This window comes from Streptomyces sp. NPDC007025 (genome assembly GCF_042869455.1).
In the GTDB taxonomy this organism is placed as follows: Bacteria; Actinomycetota; Actinomycetes; order Streptomycetales; family Streptomycetaceae; genus Streptomyces.
This window is the reverse complement of record NZ_JBIAFT010000010.1, coordinates 202628-216931: the sequence shown is the minus strand read 5'-3', so window position 1 is coordinate 216931 and position 14304 is coordinate 202628. Positions and strand designations below refer to the sequence as shown.

Sequence of the window (14304 nt, the reverse complement as noted above, 5' to 3'; positions counted from 1 at the left end):
TTGTGTGGCGGATTGGTGCGGCCACACCGGGGGCGCGCGGGTGCGTCCCGGTGTGGGCTGGTGTGGGTGCTGGTCAGCGCACCAGGCTCAGCGGTGGTGTGTCGGTTTCCGGCGGCGTGTGGCGGCTGTCGGAGGGGGCTTCCGCCACGGATGCACCGCTGCTGACCTGCGGTGTGGCGGACGTGGCGGACGTGGCGGACTTCTCGGGGGGTGGGGGGCAGTAGCGTTCCCAGGCGTCCGCGAGGTCTTCGGCGTAGTAGCCCTTGGGGAAGCCGGAGGGGGTGCGGATTCCCCGCGGTTTGATGGGCTTGTTCCCCGGGGTGACGTACTGGCCCAGCACGCGGGCGAGGCCGCGGGCGTTGAGGGGCTTGTCGTCCATGTCGGCCCAGGGCGCGTCGTCCATGCTGAGGAGGGCTTCGAGGATGACGGCGGTGGGCATGCGGTCGGCGCCGCAGAAGACGCGGTCGCGCAGGTCGGTGAGCAGCCGGATGCCGAGGGAGGCTTCCTCGTTGTCCTGTCCTGCGGTCACCAGCTCGATGCAGGCGGCGCGGGCCCGCTCGGGCCATGTCCCGCCGGCGGCGTCGGCCACGGCGAGGAGGGGTTCCCATACGTCGGCGGGGCGGTCGGTGACGCCTTCGGGCATCTGCGGCCATGCCTCGGCCACCTGCTCATGGACGGTGGCGGCCCACTCGGCGAGCCGGTCTCGCAGGGCGTGGCCCTGCTTCTCGTGGACGCGGCGGCGGTAGGGCTCGACTTTCTCGTTGGGGGCGCGCTTGCGCATCCGGATGATGACCGAGCGGGTCAGGATCGTGTCCGGGAGGGAGCCGAGTCCGGCCACGGCGACCGCGCAGAACGAGGGGAACCATCCCGCGCTCTGGTTGGCGCCGTCCCCGACGCAGCGCAGGGACTTGGCGCCGCGCCGGTAGCCGGAGTTGAGGAACCCGCGCAGGGGTTCGTTGTCTCCGGCCTTGGGGCCGAAGACGGTGTCGATCTCGTCGAAGAGCAGCGTGGGCAGACCCTCGGACGCCTCCACCAAGCGGAAGAGCGCGTTGGCGGAGGCGTTGACCAGCATCGCGGCGTTCGGGGTGAGGGTTTCTGAGATCTCCAGGGCCCGGGACTTGCCCGAGCCCGGTTCCGGGGAGAGGAACGCGATGCGGGCGGTGCCGTCGAAGGCGTCGATCAGGTGCGCGTGCGCGTCCCACAGCGCCACGGCGACGTAGGCGGCTTCGGTCGGGAAGACGTTGAAGCGGCGGTGGAAGCGCTCGACGTCGTCGAGCAGTGCGGCGCCGTCGATGGGCTCGATCATGCGGCCGCCCTCCCTTCAGTGCGGTTCAGCAGCGGGCAGATGGTGCGGTGGGCGGTGTGTTCCTCGACCAGCGCGGCCACCTTGCGGTGGCCGACGGCGCTGCGGTTGCGTCCGCAGCCGCACACCGAGGTGGCGGTGGGCACGGTCCCGCGGCCGGGCGCGGTGACGGTCAGCCAGGCCACGGGATACCGGCCGCCGCGGGCAGGCGGCCGGGTGGTCTGCTGGTCGGGGGGAAGAGCTGAAAGGGCGCCCTGACGGGCGACCTTCCCTTGTGCGGGGGCCCGTGGCGGCGCCGGCTTGTGGTGCGCGGTGGCCGGAGGGCTGGTCATGCTGTCCCCTGGCCTGCGGTCATGCCGTTGGCGACGGCGCGGCGGGCGTAGGGCTCGGGGACTCCGACGGAGACGGCGGCGGCCACGATCTGCTCGGCCAGGGAGTCGAGACCGCAGGGGCCGGGACAGGCGGTGTGGCGGGTGGCGAGGAACTGGGCGACGCCGAACGCCTGCGATCCGGCACCCTGCTCAGTGCGGGCGCGGACCTTGGCCAGGCCGCGCTCCAGCCCGGTGCGCACGTAGCCCTCGGTGTGGCGGCAGCCGTGTGCCGGGCGCCGCTGCCAGGTGCCGGACGCCTCGGGTGAAGAGACCACCCGCGCGCGGGGGCGGGTGGTCTCTTCTTCCACCAGCGCCCGCACCACGCCAGGCAGGGGCGCCGGGGCGCCGGTGCCGGTGCCCAGCCAGCGGGCGTAGGCGGCGTGAGACTTGAGGTCCACACCGGGCCGCACGCGGTTGGCCGAGGACATGACCCCTCGGTAGATCCAGTGCTGTCCGCGAGCGGTGTCCAGGGTCCGTGTGGGCGGGAGCGTGGCGCGGGCCCAGGCCACGGCCTCGGCGTTGTCGAGGTCGACCACGGTCAGCCCGGCGCCTGCCGGGTGGTAGGCAAGGTGGACGGCGCGCTGCCAGGCAGCCTGCCAGGGACGGGAGGTGAGCACGTGCGGATCGGTGGTGGCGGCGGCCCAGGCGTGGCACACGTGCGGGCAGTGGCAGGCGCCGGCGTGCTTCATGTTCGGCCGTCCCCCGCAAACGTTGCCCGCGCAGGCGGAGCAGTTGCCGAAGGGGCGCTTCCCGCGGCTGAGGGGCAGCACGGGCAGCCCGTGCGCCGCCAGGTCGAGGGCTGCGGCCAGCAGCGTGGACGGGGATTGTTGGGGCATGCTGGAGGTCTCCTGTTCCTGTCGAAAACGGGGATGGGGGAGAGCCGGGGCGAGCGCGCATCTTTGGCGAGAGCGGGCGCTCGCCCCGGGCGGGGTCAGAACGGGGGGTTGTCGCTGTACTGCGGCTTGCTGTTCCACGGGTCGCTGCCCTCGGCCTTCGGGCCGCCGACCCCGCCGGTGTTGCCGCCGGTGGCCTTGACCGGCTGTGCGGTGGCGAACCGCAGGGAGGGGCCGATCTCATCGACCTCCATGGCGAGCATGGAGCGGTTCTCGCCCTCGGGGGTCTGCCAGTTGTGCTGCCGCAGCCGTCCGGAGACCACCACGCGGTGGCCCTTGCCCAGGGAGGCGACGGTGTTCTCGGCCAGGCCGCGCCAGGCCGAGCAGCGCAGGAACATCGCGGTGCCGTCCTTGTACTGGCCCGACTCCCGGTCGAACTGCCGCGGCGTGGAGGCCACCGTGAAGCGGGCCAGTGCTGCGCCGGAGGCGGTGAACTTCAGCTCGGGGTCGTCGGTCAGGTTGCCGATGATCGTGATGGGGGTGTCTCCCATGGCCATGGGTTCTCTCCTTCTGCTGGGTCAGATGTGCGCGGCGGTGGTCAGGATGTCGGCGTGGTCGAAGGCCAGGTCCGGAAGCGCGGTCAGCGGCCACCAGCGGGCGGTGCGGGCGTCGTCACCAGCCACGAGGGGGGTGTCGGCGAAGACGTGCGCCAGGTAGGCGACCGTGACGTACCGGCCGCGCTCGTCGCGGTCGGGCCGGTCGAAGGCGCCGATCTGCCGCAGGTGTGCCGGATGAACCCACACACCGGTCTCCTCGGCGAGTTCGCGGGAAGCCGCGGCGCGGCTTGTCTCGCCTGCGTCCACGTGGCCACCGGGTAGCGCCCAGGCTCCCTCGTGCGGCGGCCAGTCCCGTTGGATGAGCAGAACGCGGCGGTCCTCTGTCACGGCCACCACGTCCGCGGTGTAGCGGATCGTCTCGAAGGACTCGGTCATGTCAGCTCCCGGTCGGAGATCAGGTGGGCATGGGGCGGTCTCTGGGCTGTCTAGAAAGACGGCTGGTCGCCCTTCGCGGGCTGGTTGCCGTTGGTGTTCCAGGGGTCCGCGGCGGGCTGCCCGGTGCGGGGCTTGTGCCGGGGCAGGCGGATGCGGGGCAGGGGGAGCAGGGTGTGGGTGTGGGTGTCGTCCCAGCAGGGGCACGGCTCCCATTCGGTGCCTTCGTACTCGCCGGTCTCGGGGTGGCCGTAGTCGTGGTTGTGGCCGCCCTGGCCGTGGCAGGCCCGGCAGTCCGGGCGCGGGGTGTCGGTGAGGATCAGTGCGGGGCGGCAGGGGTTGTAGCGGATGCGCATGCGTGGCACGGGGGCTCCTAGCGGTTGATGGTGCCGCTCGCGCGGCTCATGAAGCCGTGGGCGGTGATGTTCTGGGTGATGTGGGCGGGGGTGCGGTTGCGCCAGCGGGACAGGAGGAGGGCGGCGCCGCCGCAGCCGGTGGCGATGAGGGCGGCGGTGGCCCAGAGGGCGTCGGTCATGGCGATGACTCCGGGTGCGGCGTAGGAGAGTCCGAAGCCGCCGGCGCCGATCCCCGCGCCGACGGTCGGGGCCAGGAGCGCGGTCGTCTTCGCCCACCCGGGCACCCCCGCAGGCGGGGTCGTCTGGGGGTGCCCGGTGGGGACGGGGGGTTGGGTGTAGGCGAGGGTGCGGCGTCCGTCGGGGAGGGTGACGACCTCGACTCCGGGCGGGATCTCGGCGGCGGTCATGGGGGTCGGGGTGAGGGGTCGGGGGTGGAGTACGCGGGGGGCGGGGATCTCGTGTGTGGTGTCGGGGTGCACAAGTTGCTCCCTTCACGAGCGACGGGCAGCGCCCCGGTTGGGTGGGGTGCTGCCCGTCGTCTGCTTGTCGTGCGGCTTGTCGCTTGTCTTGTCTTGTCGCTTGTCGTCTCGCAGGTCAAAGCCGGTTTTCGGGCCTCTGAGGGCCGTGCAGGGGTCTTCTCGGGGCGACAAGCGACAGGCGACAAGCGTTCAGTTGTGGGTGTCGTTGCCGGGTGTGTGGCGGTGGTGGACGTAGCGGGCTTTGGTGCCGGTGCCGACCCGGTGGGCGGTGCCGTCGTCGGTCCAGGACTTGAGCCAGCCGACGACGGTCTGCCGGGTGGTGCCGTACTCCTCGGCCAGGCCGCGGGCGATGGCGGAGGCTCCGGTGCCCTCGGGGCCGGCGGCCAGCAGCAGGGCGAGGGCGGCGTCACGGGCGGGGTTGTCCTCGTGTGCGGACAGGTTCAGTCCGCCTCCCGGCGCGGGGGGCGGCTGCTCGGCCGCGGGCGGCTCGGCGCCGTGGTCGGGTGCGGTGTCGAACTGGGCGTCGATCTGGGCGCGGAACTTCTGCAGGAGCGCGTCCTGGTCGGCCTGCCCGCTGCTGGGCGGCGGCTCCGGGTCCCGGAGGGCGGAGAGGTTCAGCCCCCCACCGTGGCGGTCGTCTGCCGCGCTGGCGGTGTTCGGGCCGGGGGTGTCGTCCCGCATCCAGGCGGTGCGGTCGGGCTTCCATCGGCGGGTGTAGGCGTCGCCGGCGGCGCGGGCTGATTTGGCGTCCAGGAGCGGGTGTCGGTCCGCGGTGGCGGCGACGATGTCGCGGATCTGGTTGGGCAGGATGCGCCATGCCTTGAACAGCGCGGCCGCCGATTCGGGGGTGCCCATGAAGCCGGCGCCCTTGTAGGGGGCCTGGTCGGTGCGCAGGCCGCGGGAGCCGGGGAACATCTTGGACAGGTCCATGCCCTCGCTCTCGCCTCCGGTGAGGGCGACGCGGACCTTTCCTTCCCGGCGGATCATCAGGTTGCCCAGCACCGACCCGGTGGCCCCGAGTGCGGTCAGTACGGTGCGCACACCCATGGCGCGGGCGATGCGGATGACCTCCAGGATCTTCTCGCCCAGCTTGCGGGTGGCGCGGTCGGTGCTGGCCAGGATCTCAGCGCCTTCGTCGATGACCAGCATGATCTGCGGGATCTTCGCGGAGACCGGCAACAGGTCGGTGTTCGCGCGGGAGAGCAGGTCCTGGTAGGCGCGCTTGCGCTCCTTGGCCACCGCGATGGCCGCATCCAGCATGAGCACGGCCTCCTCCTCGGTGGCCGCGAGCCAGTCCACACCCGGTGCCATGCCCTCGGCGAAGGTGCCGTCGTCGTTGAGGGCGGGGTTGACCCAGGGCAGGCCGGCCGATCCGGAGTTGAGGTCGATGACCCAGGTGAGCACGTCGGTGGCGCGGGCGAATCCGGCCAGGATCGTGTGGACCATGTTCGTCTTGCCCGAGCCGGTGGGCCCGACCACCAGGGCGCACTGCTCGCGCAGGTAGGCGCGCCACTCCTCACCGTTGGTCCGCATCCCCCACGGCAGCCCCGACAGGAGACTGAGCGGGGCGTAGTCGGTGGGGTAGGTGCGCTCCTGGGAGAGCACGTTGACCGTGGCCACATCCACCAGCACCCGGCCCTGGTGGATGCCGGGGGAGGCGGAGGCGGTGCAGCCGTGCGGCAGGCGAGCATCCCCCGACAGGCGCGCCGCTTCGCGTGCGATCTTGTCGTAGGTGACCCCGCCTGCGGGGAGTTCAGCGTCGAGGGTGAAGCCGGTGCCGGTGGGCCACATCTCGACGGCGACCACTCGCACGGTCACGCCGCACACGCGCTGGATACGCTCGGCCCACTCGGTGGCGATAGCCCGCCGCTCGGCGGACAGTTCGCGGGCGACCTGGCGTTCAGCGGCGGCGGTGGCCTCCAGCTCGCGCGCCTCCTCGTGCAGCAGCGTGGAGCGCGCCGAGGCGCCGATCCCCACGCCGAGGGTGGCCAGGGAGCCGAGGGCGGCCCAGGAGAGGGGGCCGGTGGCCATGGCCCAGGTCGTCCACCCGGCGCCCACCAGCCAGGAGGCGGCGCGCATGCCGATGGTGCGGGCGGAGAGCTTGTCGCGGAGGCTGGTCGCGGTGTGGCCGATCGCTCCGGCCGCCCCGACGCCCAGGGCCCAGGCGGGCGGCATGTGGGCGGCGGCGCCGGTGGTGGCGAGGGCGAAGGCGCCGGTGGTGGCGGACAGGGCGCCGGTCACGGGTCCGTGCCCGGCCGCCCAGTCCCACACCGGCCCACCGCCAGCCGACTTCTTCGACCGCGTGGTGGTCTTCTTCGGCTGCTTGTTCAGGTTCACGGTGGGGGCGCTCATCTCAGACGTTCCAGCCCTTCTCGGCCTCCGGGCCGTTGCGGGGGTCCTCGTGGCGGGCGATGTCCTGCTCGTGGGCCTGGCGGAAGAGCGGGCCCATGTCCTCGGCGACCGCCACGGCGCTCATGACCGCGCCGAAGATGTCGTTGAAGCCGTCGGCGACCTCCTTCTCCAGCGGGAACTCGGAGTCGGCGCGCTCGGCGAGGGTCTTCATCACGTTCGCCACCGAGGTGATTGCGGCGGGGAGCCCTTCGACCATGGCCAGGATCTCCATGGCGTTGTCGGGGTCGTAGCTCTGTGCGGCGGTCTCCATCTCGGCCGCGTGGTCCTCGAACCTGAAACCGGACATGTGCTCTCCTTCGGTCGTGTCCTCGGCCGGAGCCGGTACGGGTGCCTCCGGGCGCTCGGCCCGGTCCTTGATCTCCTCGCTGCCGTCGGCGGCCGCCTCGGCCTCGGCGGCGGCCTCCTCGTCCTGCTGAGCTGCGCGGATGGACTGGTCGCGGTCGGTGCGCTGCTGGGCGGCCGTGCCGGTCATACGGGCGTAGAGACGGCGGCCGGGGTGCTGCATCCACCGCACCCCCAGCCGCCTGCCGAGCGGGGTACTCACCAGCCCGATCACGCCCAGGGCGCCGGCCAGCAGCGCCGCCAGCAGACGGCGGCCCTGATAGCGGGAAGCGGAGCGCAGCAGTGCCCGACGGGCCCTGTTGCGGGCCGGTGCCCTGCGCAGCGCCGAACGCTGGTCGGCCACCCTCCCGGCCGCCTGCCGGTCACGCGCCGCGCGGGACCTGTCCACGGCAGCGCCGCGGGCCCTGCCCGCACGGTCCAGCCCCCTCGCCAGCGTGCGGCCCACCGACCCCTTGCCGGACGACGCCGCTTTCCTGGCCCGGGACTTGGCATCCCGCCGGGCATCGGCCGCCGACCGCCGGGCACCACTGGTCGCAGCGCGGCGCTGCGCACGCGTGGGCGCCGCGCTGCGCTGGGCTTCCCGCAGGGCCTTGACCTGCCCCACCCGCCCGCGCGACTTCCCCGCACCAGCCGAACCGGGCGCGCCGGTACCGGCCTTCGAGGACGCGTGGCCCTTGCCCTTCCGGGCCGTGAGCCCGCCGGACGCCGAACCCGCCGGCGCGGACCTGCGTCCCACTCCGGCGCCGTTGCCCGAGCCCTTGCCCGGCTTGCGGCCGGATGTTCCCGGCGCCGAACCACGGGACTGGCGCGGCACACTGCCACCCGCGCCCCCGCGTCCGCCGGCCGCGGCCTTCCTGCTGGCAGAGCGAGCATGCGGCTTCGTCCGGTCGCGGCGGGTGCGGACCGCGGCCGCGGTCCCCAGCGCGGCCGCCCCGGTCGCGGCGACCGCCAGCGCGGCCGGACCGCCCACCAGCGCAGCCGAACCCAGCAGGGAGGCGGCGGCGTTCGTGCCCGTCAACGCGAGCGGGACGACCGGCCAGCCACCCGGCGTGTGCTCCACCGCCGGGGCCGTCTCGGGCGCCGGCGTGGTCTCGGTCCGGGCGGGCGGTGCGGCCTCGGCGGCCGGCGGCGTCTCGGGGGCCTCTACCGGCTTCATCGTGGTGTCCGTCATCCTGGTGTGCACTCCTTCCAAGGAGTCGAGAGAGGGCCCGGACGCAGTGCTTTGGTCGGCAGCGTCCGGGCTCTCGCCTGTCGGGTCATGCGGCGAGCCCGGGAGCGTCGGCACAGTGCACGCACTCGCCGAGCGACCGGGAAATGCAGTAGGGACGGACCACCCGGCAGACCGGACAGGTACGCCGGGCCCTCAACGCTGCTGCGAGCGCACGACCGCGCGCCGGGGTCATCGGCCGAACGGGCTTCGCGAGGTCGATGCGGTAGAGGTAGGCGACCAGCGGGCCGCGTCGGCGGCGGGGCCGTTCGATGACCGCCGCCACCTCCTGCCCGCCGGGGCGCAGCCCCTTCGCGCGGAGCTGGCGGCGGGTGGCCAGACCGTCAGGGGCCAGGCGCCACCGGTAGACCGGCAGCGTCTCCGGGGCGGCGCATGCGGTCTGCCCGGTGGTGTTCACCGGGCTCCGCCGAGGGGGAGCGGCTGCACCCGCCACGACACCTCGGAGGCCGGGGGGTGGGCGGCGCCGGGCGGGAGGGTGGTCCATCCCGAGCGGGGCGCGCCCTCGGCCTCGGCCGCGGCCTCCGCCGCTTCCACGCTGGCGTGCACACTGTGCAGCTGCCCGTGGTGGAGGAGGACGTAGACGCGGTCGGTCTGCTGTTTCCTGGTGACGCGCAGCAGGGTGCGCAGTGCCTGCCGGTCCTCGGTGTCCAGGAGGGACTGGGCGCGCAGGGCGTCCAGCTCTCCCTCAAGCCGGGCGGCATCCTCCCGGCTGCGGGCGAGCGCACCTTGCAGCTCTTGGAGGGCGGACTCGGCCCGGATCGCGGAATCGGTGCTGCGCTGGCTCTCCGCGCCGTGCTGCTGGGCTTCCTGGCGGGCGGCGGCGGTTTCCGCCTGGGCCTGGGTGAGCCCGGAGCGCAGGGCGGTCAGGGTGCTGCGGCGAACGAGGGTGATCATGCGGAAGCTCCTTCCAGGGCCGGGGTGTGGGTGTCGCGCAGTTCCTGGTAGCGGGTGGAGACCCAGCCGACCGACCAGCCGCACAGCTCGGCCGCCTGACGCACCGGCAGCCCGGCGCCGAACGCGGCCTGCACGGTGTGCCGGGCGGTCTCCTCGTCCTGCTTCTCGGTGGCGGGGCCGGCCGCCAGCAGGGCGGCGCGTTCACGCTCGGCCCGGGCCTGTTCACGCTCGCGCTCCTGGCGTTCACGCTCGGCCCGCTCCCACGCCTCCCGCTCCCGCCGCTGGACGGCCTCCCGTTCACGGCGTTCACGCTCGGCCTGAGCGTGTTCACGCTCGCGCTGCTGGCGTTCACGCTCCTGCGCCTCGGCCCGCTCCCGGGCTTCCTCGCGTTCGCGCTCCTCCCGCCGGGCCCGCTCCTCGCGCTCGGTCTGCTCGCGGGCGAGTCGGGCCTCGTGTTCACGCTGTTCACGCGCCAGCATCGCCGCGTGCTCGCGCTCCTCACGGGCCTGCCGCTCGGTGGCCTCACGCCGCTGTACTGCGGCCTGCTCCCGCTCGGCGCGCTCGGTGCGGCGCTGGGCTTCCAGCGTGTTCACGGCGGTGGTGATGGCGCGGCGGTAGGCCAGTCCGGTCTCGGCGGTCACGATCAGCAGCAGCGGCGCCACCGCATGCACGGCAACCCCGACAAGGTCCCTGTGCAGGGCCGAGTCGGCCACGTTCAGGGCGAGGGTCATGCCGCCGGTCATCCACCGCAGCACCACCGGCCAGCGGCCCCCGTTCCCGCCCAGGCGGGCCAGCACGGCGTCCAGGCGGACGACGATGACGACCGCGGCGTCCACCACCAGCGGCAGGATCGGCGCCGTCCACGCCCACTCGTCCGGTGTGTGGGCGGCGGCGAGGGGGGTGACGGTGAGGATGGAGTAGAGCATCGCCCCGGCCACGATCAGCCACGTGCCGACCGAGAGCGCGCGCTCCGCTGAACGCACCTGAACGCCGTTCACGCGACCACCGCCCCGAGTGAACGCACCTGCGTGGCCGCGATCAGCACCACCGGAGAAGCGGGGTCATCCGGGTCCTTGCTGTCCTCCACCCAGGTCCATCCGGCACCCGGCACCAGCTCGAACCCCAGCCGGTTGAACGCCTCGGCCCGTTCCGTGAACGTCGGCGGCTTGGCCCCCTCGAACCGGTACTCGGGCCACGGGGCGGTGGTGTTGTAGAGGACGACATACAGCCGCCAAAGGCCATCCCAGAGGTTGGACATCTGCGCGGTGAACGTCTCGGTCATCAGGCCACCTCCGGCGCGCTGCACTGGTTGGCCAGCTCCCGGCGGGCGGTCAGCAGCCGCCGCTCGAACCGGCGGAGACGCTGCCGGTCCAGCTCGCTCGGCGTCCGGTCCAGCACGGCGATCTGTGCGTCCAGCAACTCCACCTCGGCGTCGATGACCGGCATCTCGTTCTCGATGGCGTCCAGCTCGGCCGCACTCGGTCCGTCGGTGTCGGTGCGGGGGGTGTGGCTGCGGGAGGTGAGCGGCAGCACATTCATCGGTCTGCTTCCTTCCAGAACGTGGGGTGGTGGATGTCGTGCACCCGGTGGCCGGCCGCGTAGGCGGCAGCAGCAGCACCGGCCGCCGCAGCCAGAAGGGCGCGAGCGGCCGGATGCCGGATGCCGTGACGCGTGAGGGCCCGCGCCGCCGCTGTCTGGGCGGCGCGGGCCCGTATGACTGCGCTCAACCGCGCTTGGCGGCCGCGTCCTGCTGCGACTGCGCGTTCCGCCGCCGCACCTCCTCCTCCATCTGCCGACGCTCGTCGTCCGTCATCGACAACAGATGTGTGATCCTGGACTTCACGGGCTCCTCCATCTCAGGTGCCTGTAGAAGCGCCGCCCGGAGTTGCAGCTCCGGGCGGCGCGCTGACGTGGGGTCGTCCTGCGTCCCCACGCCGCCGCCCCTCCCGGCCCCGCGAACGGGGACGGTGGGAGGGGGACGACGTGCAGCACAGGACTGCGGTGGTCTCGTTGACGCGGAGGCTGGTCCGCTCGCTGTTCGGGCCCGGGGAGACCTTCATCCCGAGCCGTAGTCCCAGCCGTAGAGGGCCGCGTCGTTCTTTTGCGTCGCGAGGCTGCCGACCCTCCGTGCTCGCCCGCAGCAATGAGCCCTGCGAGGTCCTAACACGTGTCGGCTGCCACCACCAGCGGTAATGGCGCCTGGCGACGGATCTCCACGCACCTCGGCCGGCATCGTCACGGCCTTCAAACGGTGGTGGATCACGCTGTTCAGTTCGCAATGAACGGACGCTGCCTTCGGACCCGTCTCACGGGGTCCTCCGGGCGTTCGTGTGCACCATGCGGCTTCACGACCCGCTCTAAGCGAGTCATGTAGTACATGACTCTCAAGATGGCAGTGCGGGACAGGTTCGTCAAGCCGATGAGTCTGAGAAGGGCCGAACTGGTCTGCCCTGAACGCCACATGACCAGCGTGCCCGCGAGTTGCATGACGTTGTAGGCACGTGCTGTACGGCTTCGGGACGACTCTGTACGGTCGAAGTCGTCCCGGGACGTCCCACGCGAGGGGGAGGGTGCATGGCGAACGAGCGCCTTCGCGGCGCCATCGTGGCGAGCGGCCTGACGGTCGAACAGGTCGCGGCCCGACTCGGCGTTTCAGCGAAGACGGTTGATCGATGGATCACGGAGCCGAACCGGAAGCCTTACCGGAGATTCCAGTACGCGGCCGCATCGCTGCTACGCCGTGAAGTCTCGTACCTGTGGAGCGACGAGCGCACAGTAGAAGAAGTCGTGACGTCCAGTGACTCCGAGCTGCTGAAGCTGTACCCGCACCGTTCGGCTGTGCCTACCGAACTCTGGACGAAGCTCTACGCAGACGCGACCGCACACTTCGACGTACTTGTGTACTCCGGTTTCTGGCTCACGGAGGACCCGGGCTTCCACCGGCTGGTCAGGGAAAAGTCGGCTGCGGGGGTCCCTGTGAGATTCATGCTGGGGGACCCCGCCAGCCCAGCGGTAGCAGTGCGGGGTGAAGACGAGGGGATCGGCGCTTCTATGGCGGCAAAGATCCGAAACGCGCTGATGAACTACGGCCCTCTCTTCGGCCTCCCGGGAGTCGAGTTCCGGCTGCATCAAACGACGCTGTACAACTCGATCTACCGGGCCGATCACGAGCTGCTGGCCAATGGCCACGTATATGGCGTCGGCGCCTACATGGCCCCGGTACTGCATCTCCAGCGGGTGCCGGGCGGGGAGCTCTTCGACACCTATGCGGAGAGCGTCGAGCGAGTGTGGGAAGGTGCTCGTTCGATCACGTCCCCGAGTGAGGTCCAGGAGGCACGGAGCGAATGAGTCGGATCGACTACTACCAAGACCCGGCGGCGCCGGCTGCGAACTCTGTGGTGCCTTCCGTGACAGCGACCGTCCAGGACGCTGAGGGGCGTCTTCTCCTCATTCACAAGACCGACAATGACTTGTGGGCACTCCCGGGTGGTGGGCACGACGTCGGAGAGAGCATCAGCGAGACGGTTGTCCGCGAGGTCGAAGAGGAGACCGGAATCCGAGTCGAGGTGCTGAGCGTGGTCGGGCTCTACACCGACCCGAAGCACGTGATGGCCTACGACGATGGTGAGGTGCGCCAGCAATTCTCCATCTGCTTCCGTGCGCAGCCGGTTGCCGGCACATTGCGGACCAGTTCGGAATCGAAGGAGGTCCGCTGGGTAAACCCGGCGGACCTCGACGCCCTGGCAATCCATCCTTCGATGATGCTTCGCATCAGGCATGGGCTGGACGCGACTCGCACTGAGCCCTACATCGGCTGAGCGGTCACGCCGAAGCGAGCTGTCCCCGAACGCGGGACACTGCGGAGTGGATCTCAGGTGCTGCCCGCTGGATGAATCGGCCCACGATGGTGTCGGGGCCGTATCGCCCCACGATCTCGGAGACACGCTCGTCAGACGTCGTCGGCTTGCCGTGCGGCGTCGTCGTCATGTCGCAGTAGATGAGCGCATCCATGAGGTGCGGTTGCTCTGTCGGGAAGGAGTCGGCGAGCTCGGCCCGCAGCCCCCGTTCTTCGGCTTCCAGGAGCGCACAGGAATGGTGAGCGACGAGTCGGACAACGTGCTCGTCGAAACCGCGCTCGCGGAGGAAGCGCGCGCCGTCGAGCGGGTGGAAACCGGTGTGAGCGATGCCGGGGGAGTAGCCGACGTCGTGCAGGATGGCAGCCGCTTCCAGCAGCTCGGCGTCGGTCCCGAGCACTGGCCGCAGGGAGCGTGCCCGCTCGGCCACTCCCAATGAATGGGCCCACCGGCGGGGGAGCGGTTCGGCAAGCATTTCTTCGGCGAGCGCGTAAGCGTCTTCGGTGAGCTCCACGGAGGTCATGGCTACGTCCGCTCCTTCTGGCCTGGGATGTTTCGGATACGTCGTCTGCGTCCAGGGCCCATCTCAACGATGGCCCGACCTTCGAGCTGGGCAATCGCCGACCGCACCGCGGTACGGGAGACCCCGAACTCTGAGCAGAGAGCGTTCTCGCTCGGGAAGGGGTCCCCGACGGCCAGGCCCTGGGTAACAAGGAAGTCCTCGACCCGGTCGACCAGAGGGCGCCGGTCGCCGGTCCCTGCCACGAACCAGCCCGAACCCGGGACCGACTCGATCACTCCGTCTGCTCTCAGTGTCTTGAGGGCACGCACGATCGTGCTCCGGCTGACCCCGTACTGCTCCATGAGCTTCGCCTCGGACGGCAGTCCTTCGCGGATCTTCCCGCTACCGATCTTCTTGCGCAGCGTCTCGGCGACCTGCGCGTAGGTGCCTCTTGGACTGGTCTGCGCCACGTAGCCTCCTCCGGGTGCACTACTTGCAACCAGCGTCCAACTCTGCCACGGCTGTCTGACCTCCTGTCTTGCAGGGAGCCAGGCCGGGAGCCACGGGGGGCAACAACTCCCGGAGCGCCATGGACGGTAATGGACGCACGAGGTTTGTTTTCCCAGCTCAGGAAAGGTGCTTGCCCTGATCCCCGGAGGGGCGCACTTGACTTACAAGCAGGATGTCACTGGTTCGATCCCAGTTGTGCCCACACCATAGATGCAGGTCAGGGGCCCACCG

The 14304-nt window shown here is 71.5% G+C and carries 18 protein-coding genes; 2 read left to right on the top strand and 16 right to left on the bottom strand.

Annotated elements, in window-relative coordinates; translation table 11 throughout:
* Positions 1-73: 73 nt before the first annotated feature.
* The 14 genes from ACFYMO_RS20915 to ACFYMO_RS20850 all read right to left on the bottom strand — a co-directional run bounded on the left by ACFYMO_RS20915 (position 74) and on the right by ACFYMO_RS20850 (position 10746).
* Positions 74-1306, bottom strand: coding sequence for a DUF3631 domain-containing protein (locus tag ACFYMO_RS20915; protein WP_388548018.1), 1233 nt, complete (start codon positions 1304-1306; stop codon positions 74-76).
* Complete coding sequence (locus ACFYMO_RS20910; protein WP_388548015.1) at positions 1303-1635, bottom strand: hypothetical protein; 333 nt, start codon at positions 1633-1635, stop codon at positions 1303-1305. Before ACFYMO_RS20910 ends, ACFYMO_RS20915 begins: the two co-directional genes overlap by 4 nt.
* A complete protein-coding gene (locus ACFYMO_RS20905; RefSeq protein ID WP_388548012.1) occupies positions 1632-2510 on the bottom strand; it encodes a bifunctional DNA primase/polymerase in 879 nt (292 codons plus the stop codon). Before ACFYMO_RS20905 ends, ACFYMO_RS20910 begins: the two co-directional genes overlap by 4 nt.
* Positions 2511-2605: 95 nt before the next feature.
* The gene (ssb, locus tag ACFYMO_RS20900) at positions 2606-3064 is read right to left on the bottom strand and encodes a single-stranded DNA-binding protein (RefSeq protein WP_388548009.1); all 459 of its coding nucleotides are present in this window, start codon (positions 3062-3064) and stop codon (positions 2606-2608) included.
* 21 nt (positions 3065-3085) lie between these two features.
* Entirely contained in the window at positions 3086-3499 is a 414-nt protein-coding gene (locus ACFYMO_RS20895) for an NUDIX domain-containing protein (protein WP_388548007.1), read from the bottom strand.
* A 50-nt stretch (positions 3500-3549) separates the two neighbouring features.
* Positions 3550-3852: a hypothetical protein gene (locus tag ACFYMO_RS20890; RefSeq protein WP_388548166.1), complete on the bottom strand. Its 303-nt coding sequence runs from the start codon at positions 3850-3852 to the stop codon at positions 3550-3552.
* A 17-nt stretch (positions 3853-3869) separates the two neighbouring features.
* Entirely contained in the window at positions 3870-4331 is a 462-nt protein-coding gene (locus ACFYMO_RS20885; RefSeq protein WP_388548004.1) for a hypothetical protein, read from the bottom strand.
* A 189-nt stretch (positions 4332-4520) separates the two neighbouring features.
* Complete coding sequence (locus ACFYMO_RS20880; RefSeq protein WP_388548001.1) at positions 4521-6683, bottom strand: hypothetical protein; 2163 nt, start codon at positions 6681-6683, stop codon at positions 4521-4523.
* A 1-nt stretch (position 6684) separates the two neighbouring features.
* Positions 6685-8256 carry a hypothetical protein gene (locus ACFYMO_RS20875; protein WP_388547998.1) on the bottom strand — a complete coding sequence of 524 codons (1572 nt, stop codon included), beginning with the start codon at positions 8254-8256 and terminating at the stop codon, positions 6685-6687.
* Between the two features lie 85 nt (positions 8257-8341).
* Positions 8342-8710, bottom strand: a complete 369-nt coding sequence (locus tag ACFYMO_RS20870; RefSeq protein ID WP_388547995.1) for an RRQRL motif-containing zinc-binding protein — start codon at positions 8708-8710, stop codon at positions 8342-8344.
* Positions 8707-9207 (bottom strand): hypothetical protein, encoded by a 501-nt coding sequence (locus tag ACFYMO_RS20865; protein ID WP_388547993.1) that lies wholly within the window; start codon positions 9205-9207, stop codon positions 8707-8709. Before ACFYMO_RS20865 ends, ACFYMO_RS20870 begins: the two co-directional genes overlap by 4 nt.
* The gene (locus ACFYMO_RS20860; protein WP_388547991.1) at positions 9204-10205 is read right to left on the bottom strand and encodes a DUF2637 domain-containing protein; all 1002 of its coding nucleotides are present in this window, start codon (positions 10203-10205) and stop codon (positions 9204-9206) included. The genes ACFYMO_RS20865 and ACFYMO_RS20860 overlap by 4 nt, the downstream gene beginning before the upstream one ends.
* Positions 10202-10489 (bottom strand): DUF6303 family protein, encoded by a 288-nt coding sequence (locus ACFYMO_RS20855; RefSeq protein WP_388547989.1) that lies wholly within the window; start codon positions 10487-10489, stop codon positions 10202-10204. Before ACFYMO_RS20855 ends, ACFYMO_RS20860 begins: the two co-directional genes overlap by 4 nt.
* Positions 10489-10746, bottom strand: a complete 258-nt coding sequence (locus ACFYMO_RS20850; protein WP_388547987.1) for a DUF6284 family protein — start codon at positions 10744-10746, stop codon at positions 10489-10491. Before ACFYMO_RS20850 ends, ACFYMO_RS20855 begins: the two co-directional genes overlap by 1 nt.
* 1035 nt (positions 10747-11781) lie before the next feature.
* Between ACFYMO_RS20850 and ACFYMO_RS20845 the strand changes: the two genes are divergently transcribed.
* Together ACFYMO_RS20845 and ACFYMO_RS20840 are read left to right on the top strand one after the other, a co-directional pair.
* A complete protein-coding gene (locus ACFYMO_RS20845; RefSeq protein WP_388547983.1) occupies positions 11782-12555 on the top strand; it encodes a helix-turn-helix domain-containing protein in 774 nt (257 codons plus the stop codon).
* A complete protein-coding gene (locus ACFYMO_RS20840) occupies positions 12552-13025 on the top strand; it encodes an NUDIX domain-containing protein (protein ID WP_388547980.1) in 474 nt (157 codons plus the stop codon). The genes ACFYMO_RS20845 and ACFYMO_RS20840 overlap by 4 nt, the downstream gene beginning before the upstream one ends.
* A 4-nt stretch (positions 13026-13029) precedes the next feature.
* Here the strand turns inward: ACFYMO_RS20840 and ACFYMO_RS20835 are convergent, their stop codons facing one another.
* Both ACFYMO_RS20835 and ACFYMO_RS20830 read right to left on the bottom strand, forming a co-directional pair.
* A complete protein-coding gene (locus ACFYMO_RS20835) occupies positions 13030-13584 on the bottom strand; it encodes an HD domain-containing protein (RefSeq protein ID WP_388547977.1) in 555 nt (184 codons plus the stop codon).
* A 2-nt stretch (positions 13585-13586) separates the two neighbouring features.
* Positions 13587-14033, bottom strand: coding sequence for a GntR family transcriptional regulator (locus ACFYMO_RS20830; RefSeq protein ID WP_388547974.1), 447 nt, complete (start codon positions 14031-14033; stop codon positions 13587-13589).
* Between the last annotated feature and the right edge of the window lie 271 nt (positions 14034-14304).